This is a genomic window from Campylobacter sp. CH278 (assembly GCF_004378845.1).
Taxonomy (GTDB): Bacteria; Campylobacterota; Campylobacteria; order Campylobacterales; family Campylobacteraceae; genus Campylobacter_D; species Campylobacter_D jejuni.
This window is the reverse complement of sequence record NZ_RYXZ01000003.1, coordinates 1-25,021: the sequence shown is the minus strand read 5'-3', so window position 1 is coordinate 25,021 and position 25,021 is coordinate 1. Positions and strand designations below refer to the sequence as shown.

Below are 25,021 nucleotides of genomic sequence, written 5' to 3'. Positions count from 1 at the left end.
TTATTCATTTCTTAAAGTATCTAAAATATTAATTTGAGTTGCTTTTTTTGCAGGATAAAAAGATGATAAAGCTATGATTATTAAAGCACCCACAATGGTTAAAGAAAAATCCATTAAAGACAAATCAAGTGGTAATTTACTGGTTCCATAAACATCAGCAGGTAAAGTTACAATATCAAAATTTCCCAAAAGCCATAAAGCAAAAAATGCAAGCACCACACCCACTATCATACCACCGCCACCAATAAGCATACCTAAGGCAAAAAAACTCTTTTTTACCTCATTTTTGCTTGTACCTAGAGCAAGTAAAAGTGCTATTTCACTGCGACGATTCATTACTATCATCAATAAAGAACTTACTATATTTAAACTTGCAACCAAAATAATAAGCATCAACACTATAAAAAGCGCTCTTTTTTCAAGTTCTAAGGCTGAAAAGAAATTTTTATTTTGTTCCCACCAACCTACCACAGCATAATCATCTTTTAAATAAGATTTAATTTTTTCAACATCTTTAAAAGCATTATCACTATATACATGAGCTCCATCATAATTTGGATTTTTGGGCATTCCAAGTACTTTTTTCAATGCATCAACATCTGTGTACATATAAGCTTTATCATAAAATGCAAGCCCTGAAGTAAAACGCGCTTTAACATCAAAACGTTTAGTTTGCGGTACTAAAGAAAATCCACTAGGATTAAGATTTGAAAAAATAAGTGAAAGTTTGTCATTTTTATGCAAACCAAATTCATCGGTAAGTGCTGATCCTACAAGTATATCAAAACCACTTAAATTCTCATCCTTTAAAGCTTTAGCAACCACTTCGTTTATTTTTTTTTCATCATTAAAATTAACGCCAAAAAGCACACCACCTTCAAAACGATTATCTCCCTTTACAACAACTTGAGTGCTTATATAAGGGCTAAATAACAAATTTGGAAATGTTTTTCTTAACTCATCTATAAATTCATCATTTACAGGAGCGTAAAATTTAGGCAAAATAGTAATAGGATAATTCATCACAAAAAAGCGTTTTTCAAATTCTTTATCAAAACCATTCATAATTGCCATAGCTACAAGCAAAACGCAAAGTCCTACACAAACTCCTAAAAAGGCCAAAAGCATAGAAAGATTGATAAAGGGTTGTTCTTTATCAAATCTTAAATATTTAAAAAGTAAATATTTTAAAACGCTTTTATTCAAGCTAAAATTCCTTGCTTAGGACCACTTTTTCCATGGCATTCTTTAAATTTTTTTCCACTTCCGCAAGGACAAGGAGCATTGCGTGGAACTTTTTTAAACTCAGCTTCGCCAAGATTATCTTCGCTTGCACCCATTTCTACTGAGCTTTGAAGTAGCTTTTCATTTTCTTCATTGGCTTTATTTTCTAAATTTTGTACCTCTTCTTGATTAAATTGCACGCTAAAAAGTAGTTTAATACTATCAAATTTAATACGATTAACCAACTCCAAGAAAAGATTATAACTTTCTTTCTTATATTCCACAAGAGGATCTTTTTGATTGTATCCACGAAGCCCTATTCCTGTTTTTAAAATATCCATTTGATACAAATGCTCTCTCCAAGCATTATCCAAAACTTGCAAATATAAAATACGCTCTATATTACGCAATTCTTTAATCTCAAGTCTTGACATCTTTTCGTTATAAGAATTTTCAAGAATTTGACTTAGCTTATCTTGCATTTCAATGACGCTTAAATTCTCAAAATCTTTTTCACTAATCTGAGTTGAACATTCATATAAAATTTTTGCTTTCAAATTTTCAAAATTTACATTAGAACCGCTTTCATCAAGTATATAATCATTCATTACATTTGCACTATATTCAGCGATATTTTGAGAAATTTTAGCTCTAATATCATAGTTTTCATCTAAAAGCTCATTGCGATAACGATAAATAGTTTTTCTTTGTTCATTTGCTACATCATCGTATTCTAACAAATGCTTTCTGCTTTCAAAATGTAAGCTTTCTACTTTTTTTTGCGCATTTTCAACCGCTCTTGTAACAATTCTTGACTCTATGCTTTCGCCCTCTTCTATGCCCAAGCGATCCATAATACTTTTAATACGATCCCCGCCAAAAATTCTTAAAAGATTATCTTCTAAACTTAGATAAAAACGACTTATTCCAGGATCGCCCTGCCTTCCTGCACGACCACGAAGTTGATTATCAATACGGCGGCTTTCATGTCTTTCTGTACCGATGATATAAAGCCCACCCAAAGCCCTAATCTCATCATCGATTTTTATATCCACACCACGACCTGCCATATTTGTAGCGATAGTTACAGCACCTTTTTTACCTGCATCTTGGATAATCAAAGCTTCTTGCTCGTGGTTTTTAGCATTTAAAACATGATGAGGGATTTTTTCTTTTACAAGCATATTGTGAAAAACTTCACTGCGTTCTATACTTGCAGTTCCCACAAGAACAGGCTGACCTTTGGCGTTGGCTTTTTTGATCTCTTCAATTACAGCTTTAAATTTTTCATTTTGAGTTTTATAGATAAGATCATCTTTATCTTGTCTTTTAATAGGAATATTTGTCGGTATAGAAATAACATCTAAACTATAAATTTGAGAAAATTCAGTCGCTTCTGTTTGTGCAGTTCCTGTCATACCTGCGAGTTTGTTATACATTCTAAAATAATTTTGAAAAGTAATATCTGCTAAAGTTTGGCTTTCTTCTTGAATTTTTACATTTTCTTTGGCTTCTAAAGCTTGATGCAACCCTTCGCTAAAACGACGCCCTTCACTTAAACGCCCTGTAAATTCATCAACGATGATAACTTCATTATTTCTTAAAACATAATGCACATCTTTTTCAAAAAGATTATGCGCCTTTAAAGCTTGATCAAGCTGATGTGCTAAGATAGCATTATCAAGACTGTATAAATTTTCTACACCAAAAAGTTTTTCAGCCTTAGCAATACCTGCTTCCGTGATTAAAATATTACGATTTTTCTCATCTACTACAAAATCACCCTCAGGTTTTGCAGGGGGTAAAACTGCTTCGCCTTTTTGCATTTGCTTGGCTACTTCATTGGCTTTAATATAACCATCTAAAGTGCGATTTGTAGGACCGCTGATGATAAGCGGAGTTCTTGCCTCATCAATTAAAATACTATCTACTTCATCTACAATAACAAAATTATGCTCTCTTTGAACTTTTTCAACTTTTGAAAATTTCATATTATCACGCAAATAATCAAAACCAAACTCATTATTGGTTCCATAAGTAATATCGCAATCATAAGCTTGCTTGTGCTCTATGTCACTGTTTTGAGAAGAAAGAATCACGCCTACACTAAAACCTAAAAAGTTATAAATCGCACTCATTTGCTCAGCGTCTCTTTTGGCTAGATAATCATTTACTGTAATGACATGTACGCCTTTTCCACTCATGGCATTTAAAACAACAGGCAAGGTCGCTACAAGGGTTTTACCCTCCCCTGTTTTCATTTCTGCAATTTTTCCATCGTGCAAAACCATACCACCGATTAACTGCACATCAAAATGACGCATATTTAAAGTTCTCTTACCTGTCTCTCTGACTATAGCAAAAACATCATTTAAGATATCATTTTCGTTTTTTTCTCCGCTTAAAATTTGCTCTTTAAATTTTGCAAATTCGGCTTTTAATTCATCATCGCTTAAATTTTGATATTTGCCTTCTAAAGCATTGATTTGTGCTACACGCTTAAAGTATTTTTTAACTTCACGATCATTTTTTGTTCCAAAAACGGCTTTTAAGGTATTTAAAAACATTTTTAAACCTTTATAAATTTTTCAAACTATTATTATAACAATTATTTAATTAAAATTAGCTAGAATGATATAAAAAATATAATTTTTTTAAGGGAAATAAATGAAAAAAACATTCTTGATATTTTTTATTTTTATAGGACAACTTTTTGCCCTTGATCTTAATTTTAATACCTTTTCAAGCAATTTTACCCAAATAGTGAAATCCAAAAACTCTACACTTTCTTATTCTGGGCATTTTATACTGAGTAAAGATCAAGCATATTGGAGTTATGATACTCCTAGTAAAAAAGAGATTTATATCAACAAAAATCAAGTAACCATAGTAGAGCACGATCTAGAACAAGTCATTTTCTCTCATCTTGATAACATTCCAAATCTTAATGAAATTTTCAAAAAAGCAAGTCTTATAGACAAAGATAAACTTGTAGCAAAATATGATAATATAAATTATACAATTAAACTCAATCAAGAGCAAATTCAAAACATATCCTATAAAGATGAATTTGAAAATGATGTTATAATCAATCTAAACAATCAAATTAAAAATCCAAAAATTAATTCCGATGTTTTTAAGGCAAAAATTCCGCAAAATTATGATATAGTTCGCTAATTTTGCGTTGAATTTTCATCAAGCTTTATATCATAGCCTGTTTGTGGCAAATGATAAGGCTTGCTTGCATTATTTTCTTTGAATATTTGCGGAGGATTGGCGATTAAATCTCTTTTAATTTTTTCTTCTATATCTGGAGTCATTTTAGGTGTATTTAAATTATCTATATTGATTTCTCCATTGTCATTTTTATTTTCTTCATCTGAATCTTTGAAAAGCTGTTCAACTTGTTTGGCTTCTAAATTTGGAACACTAGGAGCTGGGATCTTTTCAACACTGGGAACTTGAGTTTTAGGAACTTCTAAGTTTTCAAGTGCTTTTTTTACCTCGCTACCCATACCTTTCTCTTTAGCCTCAGTGCTTTCTAAAAAGCGTTTAAACTCCTCTAAATCAAATTTTTCCACTCCGCTTAAAGATATGATATATATATCATCTAATTTAATCTTATACTTCTTATCTAAAAATTTTTCTAAAGTTTTTTTAAAATTATTTTTTCCAATTTCTGTAAAAATATCTTCATAAAAAAACCCTGAAATTACTGTATTTACAGCATCAATTAACTTATTTTCATTTTCTTTTAAATTATTCCCATCAAATTCCAAAGAAATTTCAACTTTTTTAAGAACATTTGCCCCACTTTTAGAATACAAATCTGTTCTTATTTTATCTATTTCAAGATTTTGAGCATTTAAACTCAAAACCAAAAAAACACTTAAAAATATTTTTTTCATTTAATGCCTTTAAATGATTTGTTCTTATATTTCAAGATCTAAAAAATTATGTTTTTTATAAAATTCGATCACATTAGAATCTATTTTTAAAATATTAGCAAAATAAAATCCAAAATTTATCTTTTTTGTAGAATAAATTTTTAAAGTATTTGGGTTTGTAGCGCGAGAAAGAGCGACATAAAGCTGTCCATTTTCAAAAATATGATCAATATCACACACTAATTTTTCAATGCTCATACCTTGTGATTTATGTATAGTAATAGCATAAGCTAATTTAATAGGAAACTGTGTAACACTTGCGAGAATATTAACAACAAAATCTTTACCTGATTGCTCAAGTTCTTCCATAAAAAAAGTATAAGGTTCAAGTAAAATTTTCATCCCATTATTTTTAATAATGCTAATATAAATTTTCTCCTCTTCATAAAGAATATCTTCTATAATGCCTTGCTCTCCATTATAATAATTCTTATCCCAATTATTTACACAAAAAATAATACGAGCGCCTATTTTAATATTTAATTCTTCCAATATATTTAAGCTTCTAATCCAAGAATCAAGCTCTTCATCTTTTATTCCCTTATCTTCTTTTTTAACCTGAGCCTTAAAGCATACAAGTGGGGTCTCAAGTTTGCTTAATTTTTCTTGATTAATATTGTTTACTTTTTTATTGATACCACAAAGTAAAGTATAATCATCTTCTAAATTTTCTAATTCTTTATAATCAATTCGCAAAGATTCAAAAAAGCTTAAAATTTTTTCATCTAAAAAACCTTGTCTAATCAAAGATAAATAGTTATAAAATTCCATATTTTGTGTTCTTTTAGGTTGAGAAAGTTTAATATTCTTAAAATTCAAATCTTGCCAAAAAAATGAAGAAAAAGCATAATAAGAATGATTAAATAAAGTTTCTTTTTTTTCTTTAATTACGGGAGGCAGTTGAAAAAAATCTCCTACAACTAAAATTTTTCCATTAAATTGAGAATTTTTAAGTCTAAAGCCTATCATTTCAAAAACACTTGCGCTAACCATGGAAATTTCATCGATAATAATAAGCTCAATCGTTTTTAAAAGCTCTTTAAGTTTTGTTAATTTTTCTTTTTGTTTTTGATTGCGATCCAATACGCTTAATTTCATCATATCATCACAATACCCTAAACAAAAAAAGCTGTGTAAGGTAACACCGCCTATATTAAACGCCGATAGAGCACTAGAACCAAGAGCTATGGCTAATTTTTTTTGTTTTCTATAAGATTTGATAAGCTCATTTGTCAAAAAGCTTTTACCAACTCCAGCACCACCACTTAAAAAAACATTATCATAAGCTAAAATTTTTTCTAGTTTATCAAGCATTATATTTCCTTGGCTTTAATTATAACTATTTTTTCTAAAAGGTTGATTATGAAATCTTGTTTATATTTTACTTTTATAGTGCTATTTTTAACAGCTTGTTCAACAAAAAATTTAACTTCACTTCATCATGAAAATTTAGAACAAAAAAATGAAAATCAACATTATGCAAAACTTGAATACGAACAAAATGTAAGCATTTTGCCACAATTTGCTTACGATATTAATTTTGATGCAAAACGATATAAAAAATATTTCTTTAACCCTTGGCATGATTCGTTTAAAAATTACAAAGGACAAAATATTTTTTGGTCCTTTCCTTTATATTTAAATTCAAAAAATACTTATTATTTTTTCAATAAACAAATTATTCCACTTTCATGGTTTAAAAACGCTATAAATAACGCAAATATCCAAGAATTCGGTAAACTTAATCAAAAAGCTTTAATTATCCAAAATACAATCATTAAAAATCTTCCAACCCAAAGAGCTATCTTAAAAAATCCTTTTTTTGAAAATGAAGGAATTCCTTTTGACTATGCAAGCGATGGCATTTTAAATGCTGGAACCCCTGTCTTAATTTCACATTTTAGCAAAGATAAGCGTTATGCTTTTGTTTTAGGTGAAGCTGGATTTGGATTTGTTGAAAGTAAAAATTTGGAATTTTTCTCAAACGATAGAGCGAAAATCTATGAAAATCTCAACTTTATCACACCACTAAAAGAAAAATTTCCTATCTATAGCGAGGATGGTAAATTTTTCTTTGAAAGTAGAATTGGCGCTATTTATCCTTACTACAAAGAAGATAAAAACTATTTTTATGGAAAAATAGGTTCTAAAAAATATAAAATTTCTAAAAAAGATGTATCTAAATTTCCTTTACAATTCAATGATAAAAATTTAAAAAATCAACTTTCACAAGTTTTAAATTTGCCTTATGGCTGGGGCGGTTATAATTTTGAAAGAGATTGTTCTTTACTAACTCGTGATATCTTTTCAGCTTTTGGACTTTATCTACCAAGAAATTCAGCTGCACAAAAAAATTCTTTTAATCATTTTGATATAAGCACTCTTAGTAATTCTCAAAAAAAAGATTTTTTAAACCGCTTTGGGAAAGCTTATCTTAGTTTACTTTATTTACCTGGACATATTATGCTTTATGCAGGACAAATTACAGATAATAATATTGCCATACATAATATATGGGGCTTAAGAAAAGATACAACCCAAAGACTTCTCATAAGTTCTAGCGTCATCACTTCTTTAGAAATAGGAAAAAATGAAATTTTAGAAGATAATTTGCTTTTATCAAGACTTAAAGAAATAAGTTTTATAAATTTAAACGAACAAGAAAAAGAGCAAATAAAAAGCTATCTTGAAAATTACAAAACAAATAAGATTTATTGATTTAATCAATAAATCTTTTAGTTAAATCTGCAAAATATTCTATGCGTCTATCTCGCAAAAAAGGCCACCAACGACGCACATTTTCACTTCTTTTTTTATCTATTTCTATGATTTTTACACATTCGTTTTGAGAATCTAAAAGACAAAGTTCTTCACCTTGAGGGCCAAAAACAAAAGAATTTCCCCAAAATCTAATGCCCTCTTCTACCTCACTTACATCTTTTTCAAAACCTACTCTATTGATAGCTACTACATATAAACCATTAGCTATAGCATGTCCTTTTTGTACGCCAAGCCAAGCATTGAGCTGTCTTTGTTTTTCTTCATCTTTATCCTTATCAAACCAACCAATTGCCGTGGGATAAATAAGAATCTCAGCTCCTTTTAAAGCCATAATTCTTGCTGCTTCAGGATACCACTGATCCCAACAAATAAGCACTCCAAGCTTGCCTAAACTTGTATTTATAGGTTCAAAACCCAAATCTCCAGGAGTAAAATAAAATTTTTCATAAAAACAAGGATCATCAGGTATGTGCATTTTGCGATATTTGCCTGCTATAGAACCATCTTTTTCAAAAACCACTGCAGTATTATGATAAAGTCCAGCACTTCGTTTTTCAAATAATGAAGTAATAAGCACTATTTGATTTTTTCTAGCTATATTTGCCCAAAATTTCACATCTTTTTCATAATCATTAGCATAGTCAAAAAAATCCACATTTTCACTTTGACAAAAATACTCACTTTGATGAAGTTCTCCCAAACAAATAAGCTCAGCTCCTTGTTTAGAGGCTTCTTCTATAAATTCGCAAGTTTTTTTTATAGTTTGTTCTTTGTTTGAGTGAAATTTTTGTTGTATTAAAGCGATTTTCATTGTCTTTGCCTTTCTTGTTCTGCATCATCATAAGGATCTAAATGAATTTGTATATCCCATTTTTCATTTTCAAACATCTTACGCACACCTTCTTCTATTTCATCTGAAATTTTATGCGCATTTAAAAGCGAAATTATAGGGCAAAAAACCAAATGCACGCTTAAATAATTACAACTTGGAGTTTTACGCGTCTTTAATTCATGATAGGAAATTATTTCAGGATTATTAGAAATCAAAGTACAAATTTTATCCACTTGTTCCTTAGGTAAAGCCTCATCCATTAAAAAAGCCAAAGCTTTTTTAATGATTTTAAAAGCAGAAAACGCCGTATAAAGACTGATCACTATCCCAAAAATAGCATCAATAATATGTAAATTTGTAAAATAAATCAAAACCAAAGCCCCTAAAGTACAAGCATTGGTTAAGCAATCTGTTTTGTAATGCAAAGCATCACTTTCTATAATCAAACTTTTGGTTTTTTTAGCTGCATAATTTAAAAAAAGTACAAGAAAAAAAGTCATAATTAAAGCAAAAATCATCACATAGATGCTTGAATTTAAATCTTTAATTTCTTCTTTATAATAAATCTTTAAAATACTCTCATAAAAAATAAAAATCCCCACGCCAACTATAAAAACACCTTCTAACAAACCCATTAAAGCTTCAATTTTAGAAAAACCAAAATTATAATTTTCATTCGCCTTTTGTGAGCTTTTTTTAAGAGCTAAAAAATTAAAAGCAGAAATAGCAAAATCCATTAAAGAATCAATCGCACTTGAAAGCACCGCAACAGAACCACTTGTTAAGCCTACTATAAATTTAACCAAGGCTAAAACAATAGCACATAAACTTGCTACAAGAGTTGCTTTTTTTTGCAAACTCATCTTAAACCTTTGAAACGATTTTGACAAGAACAATGCAAAGAACCGTTTTGTCGTAAAAACACTCTTGCATCTACTCCTATAATTTTATGATTAGGTAAAGCTTTAGAAAGTCTTTTAGCTATGATTTCATCATTTTTATCCTTGTAAAAAGGCACAATTAAAGCATTATTTATAAAAACAAAATTCGCATAAGTCGCCCCCAATCTTCTTCCTTCATAGTATAAAGGCTTAGGTATAGGAAGTTCTATTAAATCAAAGCCTGTTTTTTTAAGCTCTTCTTTCATTTTTTGCAAAGGCAAATAATGCTCATCCTCTTCATCTTCACAAATACAATGCGCTATGGTATTTTTATCTATAAATCTTGCTAAGGTATCGATATGATGATCTGTATCATCACCTTTTATAAAACCATTTTCTAGCCAAATAATTTGTTTTAAGCCAAAAATTTCTTTTAATTTTGTATCAATTTGAGTTTTGTTTAGATGAGAATTTCTATTTTCATTTAAAAGACAATGAGAGCTTGTAAGCATCACACCCTCTCCATTAAAGTCAATACTTCCTCCTTCTAAAATAAAATCAACCTTTTTAAGCTCCTCTTTAAATTTTTCTTTAAAAAGCTTAGAATTTACAGCATTATCAAGCTCGCTTTGAAATTTATTTCCCCAAGCGTTAAAAGTAAAATCAAGAGCCTTTAAACGACCATTTTCCACTATATCTATAGCTCCAAAATCGCGTATCCAAGTATCATTGGTATCACATTTAAAATACTCTACATTTTTTATATCTTTAAAATTTTCAAAATCACTCTGTTTAGGGGCTATAAGTAAAACTTTTTGAAATTCACTCACTGCTTTTACAAATTCTTTATAACTTTGCAAAATTTCCTCTAAATAGGGATTCCAATCGCTTTTTTTATGAGGTAAAGAAAGCATGAGGTATTCTTGCTCACTCCATTCAGGAATTGATTTTATCATTTAACTACCTTTTTTGATAATAAAATTATAATTGTATCATTTTTTAGACTTTTGTCAAATTTAAGAAGATTACCTCGATATTTCGAGGCTTTAGGGTATTATTTAAAAAAGATTTTCATTTCATCATTGCTTAAAACAAGTTTTCCATTTTCATTTGAAATTTTAAAAGTTCCTTTGAAATTTGAAAGGAAAGAATTTTCAAAATCCATTACATCCATTGGGTGACAAAGCATTTGAGTTGAAGCTACGCGATCATCTTCGATTTGTAAAGTATCCGCCTTAGTTTGGTAAGAACCAAAAAAACGATTGCATCCTGAATAACCATAAAATTTATTATTTTCAAAACTGATATTTGGACTTTCCTCTGCGTTTTTTGGATCAAAAGTTTTACCATTAACTATAATTTTTTCTATTTTGAAAAGCTGATTTTGCACAAGTTCATTATTACCTTTAGAAGTAGATGAAGTAACAGAAGTACTAGCACAACCTGCAAAAAAAGCTGCAGCTAAAGCAATTTGAAGCGTTTTTTTCATTTTATTCCTTTAAATTTGAAATTGGTTAAGTTCGCTTTCGAGATTATGACACACTATTTTTAACTCATCTGCAACTTGAAGTAGAATTTTAGAAATTTCTTCATTCTTTTCACTTACTTCAACATTTTCTTGCATACGAGAAAGTAAATTTTGTATATTCTCTTGGGAAATTTTTATTTTTTCAGTACATTGAGTTACCAAAGCCCTAGCATCTTCGTTACATAATTTAACCTCATTAGCATCATCAACCAATAAAGCGGTGTCATCATTTAAAGCTTGTACACTTTGAGCATTTTTCTTTAATTCTGTGCTAACCTCATTAATACTTTGCAAAAGCTCTTTTGTAATTTGAGCTACATTTCCCAAAAATTCTTCACTGTTCTGAGCCAACTGCCTAACATCCTCAGCAATTACAGAAAAACCTCGTCCAAATGCACCAGCCCTAGCTGCTTCTATGCCAGCATTTAGAGATAGTAAATTGGTTTTATCTGCGATCTCATCCATCATTTGAGTTGCTTTTTGTATATTACCTGCTTGATTGACCATGTTTTCAACTTTTTTAGCCAATTCATTTTCATTTTGGGATACTGTTGATACTTTATTAGCAACATTAAACAAAGATTTAAGCATTTGTTCTAATAATAAAAAGGATTTTTCATTGGCACTATTTGCTTTATTTGACAAACTAGCAAGTTCTCCAAGTTCATTGCCAACATTTGCACCAAGTTTAAAACTTTGATCTATTTGCTTATGACTTTGTGAACTGATATCACTTAAAGAAATAGCATTTGAATTTAAAAGATTGCTTTGTTTTTCTACATTTTTTGAATTATGACTTGCACCGCTAACTGCCTTGTGAGTTTTTTCGATAAATTGATTGATATATCCACAAGCTAAAGCAATTTCATCTTGACCTTTAACTGAAATACGAGCTTTTAAATTGCCACTTCCTTGAGCTAATTCTTTAGCATGATTTAAAAGCTCTAAAACAGGCTTTCCAACAACAACTTTAAGCATTAAAAGAACCACACAAAGGGTAAAAATCAAAGCAATAGTAAATATTATAATATAAGATTGACTGGTTTTACTTATATCTTTTTGAACACCTTCTAAAGAATGCGATATATCCATAACCCCTATCACACTCCCTACATTAGCATTTGCATGACAAGCAACACAACTTTCATCTGCAATCAAAGGGCGTATCAATCTTAAATGCACAACACCATTTACATTTTCTTCTAAAGCTTGAATTTTAGGATTTGAAAATTGTTCTATAATACGCTTATCATTTGAAATTTGAGGGGCTTTCATCTCAAAAAGATCTATAGTATCTTTTGAAGGATAAATTTTAATATCACTAATACCCTCTATACTTTTTGCATCTTCAATGGCTTCTTTAATTTTTTCAGGATCTCCTAAATTCATAGCCATTCTCATTGTTTGAAAAACAGAAGTACTTACGGTATCTAAATTTGCCCTGCTCATTTTATTGGCAGTATTTTTAAAATCCAAATTTAAAATCACTTGCATTACAATAAAACTTATAAGCAACACCACAAAAATTGCAGCAGAAACCTTAAATCCTATAGTTTTAAACATCATAGTTTCCTAAAAATAAAATTTTTCGGAAATATTTTACACATAATTTATTTAATTTTTATTGAATTATGTGTAAAAAACATAACATTCCATTAAACTTAATGTAAGAAATGTCTTACTCCTGTAAAATAAAGCGCCATACCATACTCATCAGCCGCCTTTACCACTTCATCATCTCTTATACTTCCGCCTGGTTCTACTATAGCTTTAACCCCTACTTTACTTGCTTCATCTATGCTATCTCTAAAAGGAAAAAAGGCTTCACTTGCTAAAACGCAACCTTGCAAATCAAGTCCCATTTCTTTAGCTTTAGCGATTGCTGCCTTTGCTGCATCGATTCTACTTGTCATACCCATACCTATAGCCACCATAGCGCCATTTTTTACATAAACAACATTGTTTGATTTGGTAAACGCTGCTATTTTCATAGCGATTTCAAGATCTTTTAATTCTTCCTTACTTGCCTCTCTTTGACTCATAAGCTTTGCATTTTTAAGCTCATCTTCGCCCACTTCATCACTGTTTTGATACACAAAACCCCCATCAATATGTTTAAAATCATATTTATCAAAACTGCGGATTAAAAACGGACTTTCTTGAGTGAAAATTTTAATGCGTTTTTTACCTTCAAACACGGCTAAAGCTTTTTCATCTACATTGGCTGCAATGATTACTTCTACATAAATTTCATTGATTTTATTTGCTAAAGCCTCATCAAGAGTTCCATTGATTGCAATCACTCCTCCATAAGCACTGACGCTATCGCATTTTAAAGCATGTATATAGCTTTGTACTAAATTTTCTTTTATAGCAAAACCGCAAGGATTTCCATGTTTTACTATAGCAATAGCTGGAGCTTTATCGAAACTACTAGCTAAATTTAAAGCTGCGTTAATATCGGTTAGATTGTTAAAACTTGCTTCGCCTTTAAGGGCTTTGAAATTTGCGCTAAAAAAGGCATCAAACTCGTATAAAGCCCCTTTTTGATGTGGATTTTCTCCATATTTTGTATCAAATACTTTTTGTCCTACTATAAATTTACTCGCTCCAAAACCTCCGTTAAAGCGTTCATTCATATAATTTGCAATATAAGCATCGTAATTTGCTGTATGCTCATAAGCTTTTATCATCAAATTTAAACGAAAATTCTCATCATTTTGACCTTTTTTTAAAGTCTCAATCACTTTTTCATAATCAAGCGGATCACAAAGTACCATCACATCTTTATAGTTCTTTGCTGCACTTCTTATCATTGCAGGCCCACCTATGTCGATATTTTCTATAATTTCATCAAAATCATCGCTCATGATGGTGGTTTTTTTAAAAGGATATAAATTCACACAAACTAGATCAATGCCTAAAATTTCATTTTCTTTTGCTTGTTTGATATGATTTTCATCGCTTCTTTTATGCAAAATCCCACCGTGAATCTTAGGGTGCAAAGTCTTCACACGCCCTTCAAAAAGCTCAGGACTCTTTGTAAAATCACTCACTTCTATAACTTTTATTCCATTTTCTTTTAAAAGCTTAAAAGTCCCCCCAGTTGAAAGAATCTCAAAACCTAAATTTTCAAGCTCTTTGCCAAATTCTACTATGCCTTCTTTATCACTCACACTAAGTAATGCTCTCATTTTTACCTTTCTAAATGTTTTTTAACTTTTTCATAAGCTTCGTTGATTTTTTGAAATTTCTCTACGCCGATTTTAAGCTCTTCTTCGCTAACATTGTTTGCATTTAAAATATCAGGATGATATTTTTTTGCTAAATTGCGGTATTGTTTTTTTACCGCATTTAAATCTGCATTATTTGGAAGTTCTAAAATAGCAAAAGCTTCATCAAGACTTAATTCTTTTTTAGAACTTTTTAAATTTGAAAGACTTGCAATAAAAGCATCTAATTCGCTTTTTGCTATATCAAAGGCTTTAGCGATTTGCTCTAAAATTTCACGCTTTTTAGCATTAAAATCTGCATCGATTAAAGCCATAAAAACAAGCACACGCAAGACATTAAAACGCTCATTTTTAGGTAAAGGCACTTCTTTTAAAAAATCTTTTGCCACATAAAAAGCATCGCTTAAATTTTCTTTATGTTCGTTAAAACTTGCTTTTAAAAAAGCTCTTTCTTTTTCATCTTTGGCATTTGCATCTAAAAGATCTTTGATCATTTCAGCTTCATTTTCACTTACTCTGCCATCGCTTTTTGCAATTTTTGCCAAAAGTGCGATAACATAGTAATTCATACGCCTTTTAAACTCATCCATTCTTTCTTCCATAACCCCACGAGCAAAACCCTTAGCAAAGCCTTTAGCTCCTCTTGTAGCTGAGTTTAAAAAATCCTGTTTTCCCCAAGTTTTATAATACCAGTAAAACACCAAAACAACAAGTATAATTAAAACTAAAGTCATTGGATTTGCTCTTTAAAACTTTCAAAATAAAGCTTATCAAGTTCAGCCTTGCTTAACTCAATGCTATCAAGTTTAAAATGTTTTTGGCTTGTACTCACACCTAATTTATAAGCTTTTACTCCAAATTCTTTAGCTAAATTTAAAAAAGCTTCTTCATTTTCTTTACTAAGCCCTACTATAGCACGACTTGCACTCTCATCAAAAATCATTTTTTCATCATCAAAACCACTTGTTAAATTTGCACCTACACTAGAAATAGCAAACATTTTTGCCAAAGTCATAGCAATACCCCCTATTCCTACGCTATTGGCACACTCAAGTAAAGAATTTTGATTGGCTTTATAAAGCAAATCCCAAAGTGCAAGTTCAGCTTTATAATCAAGCTCTTTAAGACTTCCTGATACTTTTTTATCTTGGATTTTCATTACCATAGATCCGCCAAATTCTCCTAAACTTTCACCCAAAAGATAAACGCTTAAATTTTCTTTTTCAAAACTAGCTTTTAAGGTTTTATTTGTATCTTCTAAAACCCCTACGCTTACTATAGTAGGACTTGGATAAATACTTACGCCTTCAGTTTCATTATAAAGTGAAACATTGCCACTGACTACTGGGGTATTTAACTCTTTACAAGCTTCTTTAATACCTTCGCAACCTTGTGCGAATTGCCACATCACTTCAGGATTTTGCGGATTTCCATAATTTAAACAATCACTTATTGCCAAAGGCTTAGCTCCTGTGCAAGCAACCTTTCTTCCTGCAGAAGCTACTGCTAAAGCTGCTCCTATTTTAGGATTTACATAATTTAAGCGTGAATTACATTCTATAGCCATAGCCACACTTGCACCATTTTCTTTGATACGAATAACACTAGCACCTAATTTTCCATCAGCTTTTATGGTATTGGTTTGCACGCTTGAATCAAATTGATCATAAATAAAAGCTTTATTATTAATATTTTCATTTTGAAGCATTTGTATAAAAAGCTCTTGAACGCTTGATTTTAACTCAAATTTATAGTCTTTAATTTCACTTAAATATTTTGGCTCGCTTGTAGGGCGACTTAAAATCGGCGCTTTCTCACTTAAAGGCTCGATAGGAATAAGCCCTACAAGCTCATCATGCCAAAAAAGCTCCATTTTTCCTGTATTGGTAACTTCACCCATAACCACAGCATCTAAATCCCATTTTTTGAAAATTTCTATAACCTTATCTTCATAGCCTTTTTTCGCACAAATAAGCATTCTTTCTTGAGATTCGCTAAGCATTAACTCATAAGGAGTCATACCGCTTTCACGCATAGGAGTTTTATCTAAGTAAAGTTTCATGCCACTGCCACTTCTTCCTGCCATTTCAAAAGAACTTGAAGTAAGCCCTGCAGCACCCATATCTTGAATACCCACAATATAATCGGTTTTAAAAAGCTCTAAACAAGCCTCCATAAGAAGTTTTTCACTGAAAGGATCGCCAATTTGCACTGTAGGACGCAAAGATTTGCTTTCTTCATTGAAGCTATCACTTGCCATAACCGCTCCACCAAGTCCATCACGCCCTGTTTTTGAACCCACATAAATCACAGGATTTCCTACACCTTCAGCCTTAGCATAAAAGATATCTTCACTTTTACAAACCCCTAAAGCAAAGGCATTAACTAAGATATTTCCATTAAAACACTCATCAAAAGCACATTCTCCACCTATAGTTGGCACACCCATGCAATTTCCATAATGAGAAATTCCATTTACCACACCTTTAACAAGGTATTTTTGATGTTTGCCGCATTTTTCATCATGAATATTGCCAAATTTTAAAGAATTTAGCCCTGCAACCACTCTTGCACCCATAGTAAAAACATCACGCAAAATTCCCCCTACTCCTGTAGCCGCACCTGCAAAAGGTTCGATAAAGCTAGGGTGATTGTGACTTTCTACCTTAAAAACTGCTGCCATACCTTGCCCGATATCAATAACCCCTGCGTTTTCTCCTGGGCCTTGAATCACCCAAGGTGCTTTAGTTGGAAAACCATTAAGATATTTTTTACTGGATTTATAAGAGCAATGCTCACTCCACATCGCAGAAATAACCCCAAGTTCTAACAGATTTGGTTCTCGTCCTAAAATTTCTAAAATTTGTGCATATTCTTCATCGCTGATTTTATGTGCTTTTATGGTTTCTTTATCCATTTTTATCCTTTCATTTTCCTAAACAAAAATTACCAAACATTTCGTCTAAAATTTCATCTCTTTGAAAATCTTTGGTAAATCTTGCAAGTTCATTAATAGCTAAATTAAGTTCAAAAGCAAAAAGTTCTAAAGAACTTTCCTCTAAAAGTCCTTTAGCTCTAAAAATCGCTTCACTTGAAATTTTACAAGCATTAATAAGATCTAAAGAACTTACCATAATACCTTCGCTATCAAAAGAATTAAGATAATTTTGCAATTCTTCTTTTAACAAAGTGATATCTTTTTGAGCACTAAGCTTGATAAAATTTTTATTTTGAGTATTTTTGAAAACATTTTCTAAATCACTTTTATTTAAAATCCAAAAGATTTTTTTATCAGTATTTGCTAATAAGTCAAAAATTTTCTCATCTTCTTTATCTTGCACTCTTGAAGCATCAAAGACTGCCAAAATAATATCTGCATCTTCTAAACTTTTTTTACTTAAAGCTACGCCGATTTGTTCTATAACATCTTTACTTTCCCTAATACCCGCTGTATCTATAATGCGTAATAAATGCGTTCCTAATTTAAAGCTCTCTTCTATAGTATCACGAGTGGTGCCTGCTATATCTGAAACAATAGCTCTTTCATAAGAAAGCAAGGCATTTAAAAGCGAAGATTTGCCTACATTTGGCTTACCTACAATAGCGATTTTAAAACCTTCTATGAGTCCTTTTTTGCTTTGAGAAAGTGTATAAATTTCTTTTAAAATTTTAGAATTTTCTTCACACATAGTAGAAATTTGTTCTAATAAATCAGAAGGTAAATCATCATCAGCATAATCAATGCTAGTTTCTACAAAAGCCAAGGTTTTAACCAAATCTGTACGAATTTTTTCTAAAAGTTCTCCTAAGTTTCCTTGCATGTTGCGTGCTATAATTTTAGCTGCAAGTGCAGATTTTGAAAGTATGAGATCTTGTATATTTAAAGCTTTTAAAGGAGTCATTTTACCATTTAAACACGCTCTTTTGCTAAATTCCCCTGCTAAAGCAAGTCTTGCTCCTAAACTCACAAGTTCTTCGAGTAAAACTTCACTCACACTAAATCCTCCATGAGTTTGAAACTCTACTATATCTTCCCCTGTAAAACTATAAGGGGCTTTAAAATATATCATTATAGCTTCATCGATAATTTCATTATTTTGATTAAAAAGTTTTGTAAAAGTAGCATGGCGGGGGGTGAGTTTGGTTTTGTGGCTAAGCTTTAAGGCAAATTCTAAAGCCCTTTCACCGCTTAATCTTACAATAGAAATCGAACCCACACCATGAGCTGTGGCAATAGCCGCTATAGTATCACTCATCTTTTTTGAAAAAGTCGTTTATTACAACAAATCTTTGATCATTATTTTGCTTAATTCCTACATACTTATCTGGAAATTCAGCTCTTAACTGCTCTAAAGCGATTTTTATCAAAACCCCATCTAAAGGTTTGGTTTGTCCACGTCCATGAATTTTAATTTTTTCAATCACGCTTTGTAAATAAAGCTGCATACCTTGAATTTGATTTTCTAAAAATTGAGCGATCTCAAGGCGCACTAAAAGATTATATTTTAAATTGATCCAATTATGCAAAAGATAAGAAATAGCCTTGTAACGATGTGCTTCTTTGCCTATCATCAAAGCAGCATCTTCCCCATCCAATCGAATCAAAACACAATCTTCATCATACATTCTAAGTTCACTAAGCTCTATTTTAAACTGGGAGCTTTCTAAAAGTTTTACAAGCTGAATACGAATCTCATCTAAAATATCCTGAGTATTACGCACTCCTTTGCTTTCTCGATGAAAACTATCAAAAATTTCATCACTTTTTACTGTGTATTTTTCTTTTTGACTTTTATTTTTTTCATTTTTTATTTCAATCTTGTTTTCTTGTTTTGGCTCATGTGTTTCTGGTTTGTGATTTTTTGAACTTGTAATTTTTTTTTTAGGATTTTTTTTCAAAATCCTTTTTTTTGCTTTAGCCTCTATAATTGCCTTTTTTCTTCCAAATCCAAAAAAACCTTTTCTTGGATGCTGAATAATCTCATATTCTAAGTCCATCACAGAACATTCTAAACTTCTTGAAGCTTCTGTTAAGGCGCTTTGAAGATCAATGGCTTCGATTTTCATTTTTCATGCTCCGCTTGTTTTTTGTGATGTTCTTTAGCAAATATTTTATTGATAACCCATTGTTGAACCAAAGAACAAAGGTTATTTACAAACCAATAAAGCGTAAGTCCTGCTGGGAAAGTGATAAAGAAAAAAGTAAAAATCACTGGTAAAAATTTCATAATCTTAGCTTGCATAGGATCCTGTATAGTCATAGGTGTAATAAGCTGTTGTAAAAACATCGTTGCACCCATTAAAATAGGCAAAATAAAATAAGGATCCATTACCGATAAATCATGTATCCAAAACGCCAAAGGAGCTGCTTTTAACTCAATAGCATTAAGCAAAACGCGATAAATAGCAAAGAAAATAGGAATTTGTAAAAGTATAGGCAAACAACCACTCATAGGATTTGCACCATGTTTTTTATAAAGCTCCATCATATGCATATTCATTTTTTGTGGATCGCCTTTATAACGCTCTCTAATATCTTTCATTTTAGGAGCAAGATCTTTAAGTTTATTCATAGAAATCATAGACTTATAAGTTAGTGGGAATAAAATAATACGCACAATTAAAGTCATCACAACGATAGCCCAACCCCAATTTCCTATATACTGATGCAAGAAATTCAAAAACTCAAACATAGGCTTAGCAATAAAAGTAAACCAACCATATTCAACAACTGCTTCAAGGCGTGGATCTATACTTCTTAAAATCACATGTTCTTTAGAACCTATATAACCCCCTGCTTTAAATTCATTATCACTATAAGCAAAAACTATAGGGTTTTTATTAGCATCCTTGCTGATTGCCACATTTAAAGGTTTATCAAAATTATAAAAGAAAGTTGCATAGTATCTATCAAAAGCCGAAGTCATTACGACATTATTAGCACTTTCATCCTTTTCTACATCTCCATCTTTATAAGTTTCGATGGTTTCTTTATTATCCATTACCAAGGCACCATGAACTGTATAACTATCTACGGCAATATTTGGACGATATCCTGGACTTATAAAATAATTTGCATTCTTGCTGAGTTTAACTTCTATCTCATAATTTCCTTTTGGATAAAAAGTAATATCTTTTTCGATTTTCAATCCAGAAAGATTTTGAGTGAGTTTTAAAACTTGACTTCCATTTTCATCAACAAAAAGATTACTAGCGTTAGCAATATAAGGAATTTTAAAAGCCTCTGAGTTAATACTTGGATCACTAAAACGCATTTCTAAAGGATAAGGACTATTTTCCTTGCTAACAAGATTTATAAATTCCCCTTTCTCATTTTGGTATTTTTTATCTTTCAAATAAAAAGTAGAAATTCTACCAAAAGAGTCAATTTGTGCTTCAAAATGCTTGCTTTGAACCTTAGATATCACACTATCTTGCGAAACTAAAGCTGCACTTGGAGTATTTGTGGTGGTATTTTGTATATTAGGAGTGTTATTTATGCTTGTGTTTTGTTGATTTTGTTGTGTAATGTTTTGTTCTATTTTTAAAGGTTGCTTTGGAATGAAAAAATAATCATAAACAACAAAAAATAAAAAAGAAATCACAACAGCCAAAAGTATACGCTTTTGCTGAAAAATATTATTTGAATTATTCACTGATTTGTCCTTTTAAAGATGATTTTTATAAGATAAAAACTTTTATTTTTATAGGGTATATATAAAAAACAAAGTTGTTTTTTTGCTAAAAATATAGGCTTAAAACATAAATTCATAGGATAAAAATTTTTAGAAACTCTAGGATAATCAAAACCCCCTTTAAAAAAAGGGTTACATCTTAAAATTCTAAAAAAAGTAGAAAAAAAAGCTAGAAAAAAATTCTTTTTTTGAAACTGCCAAAGCGCATACTCAGAACAACTAGGATAATACCTACAAACAGCGGGTTTTAAAGGGCTTAAGAATTTCTGATAAAAACGGAGTATTTTTAGGCATATCATTTGAAACATTCTAGTTTTTTCAATCCCCATTTTAGATTTTTTTCTAACCTAGAAAAAGAAAGTTCAGTGATTTCATTTTTAGCTACAAAAATATATTTGCCATCTTGAAGATATCTTTCAAACTTAGCAAACAAAGCCCTTAAAATTCGTTTTGAACGATTTCTAACCACTGCTTTTCCAACTTTTTTACTAGCAACAACTGCTATTTTTTTTTCATAACTATTCAGATAAAAAATGATCGCACCTTCGCAATGCCATTTTTTACCTACTTTATATACAGATGAAAATTCCTCGTTTGTGCTAAATTTATCAAAATTTTTCACACAGCAAGTCTTTTTCTACCTTTAGCGCGTCTTGCATTGATCACCTTGCGACCATTTTTAGTTTTCATACGAACACGAAAACCATGAGTACGTTTTCTTGGAGTGCCATGTGGCTGATAAGTTCTTTTCATTTGATTTTTCCTTAAAAAATTATAAAATAAACTTGTATTTTATCTTAATCTTACTTATAAATTGCTTTTGATTAAGAGTAATTTTTAAATTCTTTTGATAAATTTTGAAATTATTTTTAAAAGGTTAAAAATGTCAGAATTTAAAATTATTGATTTAAGACAAGAAGATTTAGATATTTTACAAGAAATGATCATAGAATTTGCAAAATACGAAGATATGTTAGATTTTCTTCAATGCACGAAAGAAAAACTGGAACATTCTTTACTAAAAAATAAATTTGCTCGTGCTTTTTTGTTAAAAGAAAATGAAAAAACTATAGGCTATATGATTTATTTTTATACTTTTTCGTCTTTTTGGGGCAGCGGTGGAATTTACCTTGAAGATATTTATATACGAGAAGATTTTCGTAAAAAAGGTTATGGAAAAGCTGTTTTTAAATTTTTAGGAGAAATTTGCAAAAAGGAAAATTTAAAAAGACTCGACTGGGTTTGCTTAAATGATAATATTTTAGGTATTAATTTTTATGAAAGTTTAAACGCTAAACATCTTAAACAATGGAGAAATTATCGTCTAAGTGGAGAAAATTTAGAAAAATTGTGTGATTTATGATAAGAAGTCTTTATTATTTAAAAGCTATGGGGTTTAACTTTGTTGATACACATATAAACCACTTTGAACAAGTACAAAATTTTCAAGAATTAAAACAACTTGTTTCATCTTGCACCTTATGCCAATTTTCCAAAACAAGAAAATTTAGTCTTATGGAACCTAAGATAAAAAATGCCAAACTACTAATTCTTGATGTTTTTGGGCAAAAGAGTGAAAATGAAAGCGGAATTTTACTTAATTCAAAAAAAGGTGAAAAATTAAAACACTATATTTATCAAATTTTAGGGCTTTGCGATGAAGATTTTTATTTTTCTTATTTATTTAAATGTTTTTGTAATGGAAAATTTGATGATTTTTCGCTACAATCTTGCTTACCATTTTTCTGGAACGAACTAAAACTGATTCAACCTGCTTTTTTGCTTTGTCTAGGAGAATACACATTTAAAAGCTTGGGATTTAAAGATTATCACATTTTAAAAGGTGAAGTTTTTGCTTATAAAAATTTTTTCATAATGCCAAGTTATGATTTAGATTTTATAGAAAAAAATCCAAGTTATGAAAAAAATTTCATACAAGATTTAAAAAAAATTAAAGGATTTTTATGAAAAAAATATTTCTAATATTTTTCTTATCTTGCTTTTTGCTTAATGCAAAAGAGCAAAAATTAGTCGATATAAAACCTGTTGAAAATTTTTATCCTAAATTAAGCGTTCAAGAATGCAACACAAATTGTCTTTTTGATCTTTTAGAATCAAGATTGTATCTTAGTTTTTTAAGTGAATTTGCAGATCAAAACGATCAATTTCTATCTAATGTTTATGCAAAATTATTAAATTCCATTACTGATTTTGAAAAAAATGTTCAAAAAATTACTTCTGTTAAACTTGCGATAATTATCCCAGAAAAAACTATAAAAAGTTACTCAAATACTATAATAAATTCAAGCATAGCTTATCTTTTAAGACAAAGAGCCGAAATCAAAGTAAAAGTTTTTTTAACCGGCACAGAAGATAGTGATAAAATCCGAGCCGCACTTGATGCAGCACAAGCTGAAGGATATCAGTATGCCATAGCTGGATTTACTCTAAAAGGTGCTAATGAGTTGAAAAATTACTCAGGAAATATGAAAATTTTCATACCAACTATCCATAAAAACAACATACAAATTTCAAATCAAAATATTATTTTTGGAAGTATTGACTATGATGCTCAAATTGCCACACTTTTAAGCAAATCAAATGCTAATATCGCAATATTTAGCGATGGCTCTGCCTTATCAAGCAATCTAAATTCAAGAATTCTTGCTCAAAATAACAATGCTAAAATATACGCCATAGAAGGCGACAAACTTGATTTTAGCAGGCTTTTAAGATCACAAGGTGGAGTTAATAATGCCTCAATATTTTTTAACACTCCATTGATCAAAACAGCTCTAGCAAGTTCTCAACTAAGAATTTATAACATTCATCCTTATGTGCTTTTATCCACTCAAATCAACTATAATCCAACATTTTTAAGTTTAACACAACAAGGAGATAGAGAAAATTTCATCATTGCTAATTCCATCAATAACCACGATGATAACTTAGTCTATCTTAATGAAATTTTTAATCAAAGTATAGATTATAACTGGATTGCTTATGCTACTAGTATAGGAGTTGATTACTTTTATACCGAATTCTTAAATAAAAAAAGCGAAAGTTTATTTGATGAGAAAATCAAAAATTCTCAAGTTGATTACAAAGTGCGTCTTATGCAAGGCAAACAAGCAAGCTTTGAAGAATTAAAATAATTCTTCAAAGAGCTTTTTTAACTGCATATCCATTCTAGCTGGTTTTTCGTTTTTAATAAAAGCTAAAGTTAATTCCATTTTAAAAAGCAAAATTTCATCTTTATAAATTTCTTGTAAAATTTCCACAGAAGCATTTTTGACTTCTAAAATTTTTGTTTTAATCTCTATCATATCTCCAAGTTTTGCAGGTTTTAAGAAATTGCAATTTGCTTTTGCAAGCAAAAAATGTCCCTTAAACGCATCAAAAATATCTACTTTTTTATTGAAAAAAATTTCACTTCTTGCTCTCTCGCAAAATTTTAAATAATTACTATGATACACCACTCCACCCGCATCAGTATCTTCATAATACACACGCATTTTCATCGCTTTACCTTAAAAAATATTTTACATTTAAAAAACATTAGATTATACAACGGAAATTCTTTGATATCGCTTTTTAGTTTATATTAAAAAATTCCGTCCAATCTTAATTTAATGAAGCTTTTTAATAATATTAAATATATATTATAAAAATAAAATTAAAAAATAACTTTTTTATTATTAATATTATTTAAATATTTTATTTATAATTAATATATATTTAAGAATATTATAATTATAATTACGCTTACTTTTAATGGTATTTACAGATATTGTTAAATAGTTAAAATATAATAATCAATATTCAAGGACATCTATGCCAGCTATTAAGCTTTTTAACTTCACGGGGGGAGGGTATAGAGAAATTTTGTTTTAAACTTTC

Annotated in this window: 24 protein-coding genes; 5 read left to right on the top strand and 19 right to left on the bottom strand. The window is 30.1% G+C overall.

Features of this window, described 5'->3' with window-relative positions; translation table 11 throughout:
• Positions 1-1,206, bottom strand: a complete 1,206-nt coding sequence (locus ELQ04_RS02985) for an ABC transporter permease (RefSeq protein WP_002938142.1) — start codon at positions 1,204-1,206, stop codon at positions 1-3.
• The gene (gene secA / locus ELQ04_RS02980; protein WP_002938140.1) at positions 1,203-3,791 is read right to left on the bottom strand and encodes a preprotein translocase subunit SecA; all 2,589 of its coding nucleotides are present in this window, start codon (positions 3,789-3,791) and stop codon (positions 1,203-1,205) included. Before secA ends, ELQ04_RS02985 begins: the two co-directional genes overlap by 4 nt.
• Before the next feature lie 100 nt (positions 3,792-3,891).
• Between secA and lolA the strand changes: the two genes are divergently transcribed.
• The gene (gene lolA, locus ELQ04_RS02975; RefSeq protein ID WP_002938139.1) at positions 3,892-4,401 is read left to right on the top strand and encodes a LolA-like outer membrane lipoprotein chaperone; all 510 of its coding nucleotides are present in this window, start codon (positions 3,892-3,894) and stop codon (positions 4,399-4,401) included.
• Here lolA and ELQ04_RS02970 read toward each other — a convergent pair.
• Both ELQ04_RS02970 and pif1 read right to left on the bottom strand, forming a co-directional pair.
• Complete coding sequence (locus ELQ04_RS02970; RefSeq protein WP_002938138.1) at positions 4,398-5,132, bottom strand: hypothetical protein; 735 nt, start codon at positions 5,130-5,132, stop codon at positions 4,398-4,400. The genes lolA and ELQ04_RS02970 overlap by 4 nt on opposite strands.
• 24 nt (positions 5,133-5,156) lie before the next feature.
• Positions 5,157-6,485: an ATP-dependent DNA helicase Pif1 gene (gene pif1 / locus ELQ04_RS02965; RefSeq protein ID WP_002938136.1), complete on the bottom strand. Its 1,329-nt coding sequence runs from the start codon at positions 6,483-6,485 to the stop codon at positions 5,157-5,159.
• A gap of 48 nt (positions 6,486-6,533) precedes the next feature.
• Here pif1 and ELQ04_RS02960 point away from each other — a divergent pair, with 48 nt between their 5' ends.
• Positions 6,534-7,889: an SH3 domain-containing C40 family peptidase gene (locus ELQ04_RS02960; RefSeq protein WP_002938134.1), complete on the top strand. Its 1,356-nt coding sequence runs from the start codon at positions 6,534-6,536 to the stop codon at positions 7,887-7,889.
• Position 7,890: 1 nt separating this feature from the next.
• Here the strand turns inward: ELQ04_RS02960 and ELQ04_RS02955 are convergent, their stop codons facing one another.
• From ELQ04_RS02955 to rpmH, 14 genes are all read right to left on the bottom strand, one after another.
• Positions 7,891-8,763, bottom strand: coding sequence for an N-carbamoylputrescine amidohydrolase (locus ELQ04_RS02955; RefSeq protein ID WP_002938131.1), 873 nt, complete (start codon positions 8,761-8,763; stop codon positions 7,891-7,893).
• Positions 8,760-9,647 carry a cation diffusion facilitator family transporter gene (locus tag ELQ04_RS02950; RefSeq protein ID WP_002938130.1) on the bottom strand — a complete coding sequence of 296 codons (888 nt, stop codon included), beginning with the start codon at positions 9,645-9,647 and terminating at the stop codon, positions 8,760-8,762. The genes ELQ04_RS02955 and ELQ04_RS02950 overlap by 4 nt, the downstream gene beginning before the upstream one ends.
• Positions 9,644-10,621: an agamatine deiminase gene (locus ELQ04_RS02945; RefSeq protein WP_002938129.1), complete on the bottom strand. Its 978-nt coding sequence runs from the start codon at positions 10,619-10,621 to the stop codon at positions 9,644-9,646. The genes ELQ04_RS02950 and ELQ04_RS02945 overlap by 4 nt, the downstream gene beginning before the upstream one ends.
• Positions 10,622-10,719: 98 nt before the next feature.
• Entirely contained in the window at positions 10,720-11,154 is a 435-nt protein-coding gene (locus ELQ04_RS02940) for an META domain-containing protein (protein WP_044778217.1), read from the bottom strand.
• Positions 11,155-11,163: 9 nt separating this feature from the next.
• Positions 11,164-12,756: a methyl-accepting chemotaxis protein gene (locus ELQ04_RS02935; RefSeq protein WP_002871739.1), complete on the bottom strand. Its 1,593-nt coding sequence runs from the start codon at positions 12,754-12,756 to the stop codon at positions 11,164-11,166.
• Between the two features lie 98 nt (positions 12,757-12,854).
• A complete protein-coding gene (gene purH, locus ELQ04_RS02930) occupies positions 12,855-14,387 on the bottom strand; it encodes a bifunctional phosphoribosylaminoimidazolecarboxamide formyltransferase/IMP cyclohydrolase (RefSeq protein WP_134224435.1) in 1,533 nt (510 codons plus the stop codon).
• Positions 14,388-14,389: 2 nt separating this feature from the next.
• A complete protein-coding gene (locus ELQ04_RS02925; protein ID WP_002892960.1) occupies positions 14,390-15,160 on the bottom strand; it encodes a DnaJ family molecular chaperone in 771 nt (256 codons plus the stop codon).
• Positions 15,157-17,343: a phosphoribosylformylglycinamidine synthase subunit PurL gene (gene purL, locus ELQ04_RS02920; protein ID WP_002938124.1), complete on the bottom strand. Its 2,187-nt coding sequence runs from the start codon at positions 17,341-17,343 to the stop codon at positions 15,157-15,159. The genes ELQ04_RS02925 and purL overlap by 4 nt, the downstream gene beginning before the upstream one ends.
• Before the next feature lie 10 nt (positions 17,344-17,353).
• Positions 17,354-18,682: a tRNA uridine-5-carboxymethylaminomethyl(34) synthesis GTPase MnmE gene (gene mnmE, locus ELQ04_RS02915; RefSeq protein WP_002853495.1), complete on the bottom strand. Its 1,329-nt coding sequence runs from the start codon at positions 18,680-18,682 to the stop codon at positions 17,354-17,356.
• The gene (locus ELQ04_RS02910) at positions 18,675-19,493 is read right to left on the bottom strand and encodes a Jag N-terminal domain-containing protein (protein ID WP_002938122.1); all 819 of its coding nucleotides are present in this window, start codon (positions 19,491-19,493) and stop codon (positions 18,675-18,677) included. The genes mnmE and ELQ04_RS02910 overlap by 8 nt, the downstream gene beginning before the upstream one ends.
• Positions 19,490-21,082, bottom strand: coding sequence for a membrane protein insertase YidC (gene yidC, locus ELQ04_RS02905; RefSeq protein WP_002938117.1), 1,593 nt, complete (start codon positions 21,080-21,082; stop codon positions 19,490-19,492). The genes ELQ04_RS02910 and yidC overlap by 4 nt, the downstream gene beginning before the upstream one ends.
• Positions 21,079-21,420, bottom strand: coding sequence for a membrane protein insertion efficiency factor YidD (yidD, locus tag ELQ04_RS02900; RefSeq protein ID WP_079861371.1), 342 nt, complete (start codon positions 21,418-21,420; stop codon positions 21,079-21,081). The genes yidC and yidD overlap by 4 nt, the downstream gene beginning before the upstream one ends.
• Positions 21,417-21,743 carry a ribonuclease P protein component gene (gene rnpA / locus ELQ04_RS02895; protein ID WP_002938114.1) on the bottom strand — a complete coding sequence of 109 codons (327 nt, stop codon included), beginning with the start codon at positions 21,741-21,743 and terminating at the stop codon, positions 21,417-21,419. The genes yidD and rnpA overlap by 4 nt, the downstream gene beginning before the upstream one ends.
• Entirely contained in the window at positions 21,740-21,874 is a 135-nt protein-coding gene (gene rpmH / locus ELQ04_RS02890) for a 50S ribosomal protein L34 (protein ID WP_002776864.1), read from the bottom strand. The genes rnpA and rpmH overlap by 4 nt, the downstream gene beginning before the upstream one ends.
• Positions 21,875-22,004: 130 nt before the next feature.
• Between rpmH and ELQ04_RS02885 the strand changes: the two genes are divergently transcribed.
• Genes ELQ04_RS02885 through ELQ04_RS02880 form a run of 3 tightly spaced genes read left to right on the top strand, consistent with a single transcriptional unit; the run spans position 22,005 to position 24,276 of the window.
• Complete coding sequence (locus ELQ04_RS02885) at positions 22,005-22,484, top strand: GNAT family N-acetyltransferase (protein WP_002853404.1); 480 nt, start codon at positions 22,005-22,007, stop codon at positions 22,482-22,484.
• Complete coding sequence (locus tag ELQ04_RS08745) at positions 22,481-23,089, top strand: uracil-DNA glycosylase family protein (RefSeq protein ID WP_002922565.1); 609 nt, start codon at positions 22,481-22,483, stop codon at positions 23,087-23,089. The genes ELQ04_RS02885 and ELQ04_RS08745 overlap by 4 nt, the downstream gene beginning before the upstream one ends.
• A complete protein-coding gene (locus tag ELQ04_RS02880) occupies positions 23,086-24,276 on the top strand; it encodes a hypothetical protein (RefSeq protein WP_002938111.1) in 1,191 nt (396 codons plus the stop codon). Before ELQ04_RS08745 ends, ELQ04_RS02880 begins: the two co-directional genes overlap by 4 nt.
• Here the strand turns inward: ELQ04_RS02880 and ELQ04_RS02875 are convergent.
• The gene (locus ELQ04_RS02875) at positions 24,268-24,642 is read right to left on the bottom strand and encodes a thioesterase family protein (protein WP_044778220.1); all 375 of its coding nucleotides are present in this window, start codon (positions 24,640-24,642) and stop codon (positions 24,268-24,270) included. The two genes, ELQ04_RS02880 and ELQ04_RS02875, sit on opposite strands and share 9 nt — an antisense overlap.
• Positions 24,643-25,021: the final 379 nt, after the last annotated feature.

Excerpts from the sequence above, each read along its gene's own strand:
- yidD (WP_079861371.1), bottom strand. The coding sequence starts at position 21,420 with ATGATATGCCTAAAAATACTCCGTTTTTATCAGAAATTCTTAAGCCCT.
- ELQ04_RS02950 (WP_002938130.1), bottom strand. The coding sequence starts at position 9,647 with ATGAGTTTGCAAAAAAAAGCAACTCTTGTAGCAAGTTTATGTGCTATT.
- ELQ04_RS02940 (WP_044778217.1), bottom strand. The coding sequence starts at position 11,154 with ATGAAAAAAACGCTTCAAATTGCTTTAGCTGCAGCTTTTTTTGCAGGT.
- ELQ04_RS02910 (WP_002938122.1), bottom strand. The coding sequence starts at position 19,493 with ATGAAAATCGAAGCCATTGATCTTCAAAGCGCCTTAACAGAAGCTTCA.
- ELQ04_RS02875 (WP_044778220.1), bottom strand. The coding sequence starts at position 24,642 with ATGAAAATGCGTGTGTATTATGAAGATACTGATGCGGGTGGAGTGGTG.
- ELQ04_RS02925 (WP_002892960.1), bottom strand. The coding sequence starts at position 15,160 with ATGACTTTAGTTTTAATTATACTTGTTGTTTTGGTGTTTTACTGGTAT.
- secA (WP_002938140.1), bottom strand. The coding sequence starts at position 3,791 with ATGTTTTTAAATACCTTAAAAGCCGTTTTTGGAACAAAAAATGATCGT.
- purL (WP_002938124.1), bottom strand. The coding sequence starts at position 17,343 with ATGGATAAAGAAACCATAAAAGCACATAAAATCAGCGATGAAGAATAT.
- ELQ04_RS08745 (WP_002922565.1), top strand. The coding sequence starts at position 22,481 with ATGATAAGAAGTCTTTATTATTTAAAAGCTATGGGGTTTAACTTTGTT.
- ELQ04_RS02960 (WP_002938134.1), top strand. The coding sequence starts at position 6,534 with ATGAAATCTTGTTTATATTTTACTTTTATAGTGCTATTTTTAACAGCT.
- mnmE (WP_002853495.1), bottom strand. The coding sequence starts at position 18,682 with ATGAGTGATACTATAGCGGCTATTGCCACAGCTCATGGTGTGGGTTCG.
- rpmH (WP_002776864.1), bottom strand. The coding sequence starts at position 21,874 with ATGAAAAGAACTTATCAGCCACATGGCACTCCAAGAAAACGTACTCAT.
- purH (WP_134224435.1), bottom strand. The coding sequence starts at position 14,387 with ATGAGAGCATTACTTAGTGTGAGTGATAAAGAAGGCATAGTAGAATTT.
- pif1 (WP_002938136.1), bottom strand. The coding sequence starts at position 6,485 with ATGCTTGATAAACTAGAAAAAATTTTAGCTTATGATAATGTTTTTTTA.
- ELQ04_RS02945 (WP_002938129.1), bottom strand. The coding sequence starts at position 10,621 with ATGATAAAATCAATTCCTGAATGGAGTGAGCAAGAATACCTCATGCTT.
- ELQ04_RS02970 (WP_002938138.1), bottom strand. The coding sequence starts at position 5,132 with ATGAAAAAAATATTTTTAAGTGTTTTTTTGGTTTTGAGTTTAAATGCT.
- lolA (WP_002938139.1), top strand. The coding sequence starts at position 3,892 with ATGAAAAAAACATTCTTGATATTTTTTATTTTTATAGGACAACTTTTT.
- ELQ04_RS02955 (WP_002938131.1), bottom strand. The coding sequence starts at position 8,763 with ATGAAAATCGCTTTAATACAACAAAAATTTCACTCAAACAAAGAACAA.
- ELQ04_RS02885 (WP_002853404.1), top strand. The coding sequence starts at position 22,005 with ATGTCAGAATTTAAAATTATTGATTTAAGACAAGAAGATTTAGATATT.
- ELQ04_RS02880 (WP_002938111.1), top strand. The coding sequence starts at position 23,086 with ATGAAAAAAATATTTCTAATATTTTTCTTATCTTGCTTTTTGCTTAAT.
- ELQ04_RS02935 (WP_002871739.1), bottom strand. The coding sequence starts at position 12,756 with ATGTTTAAAACTATAGGATTTAAGGTTTCTGCTGCAATTTTTGTGGTG.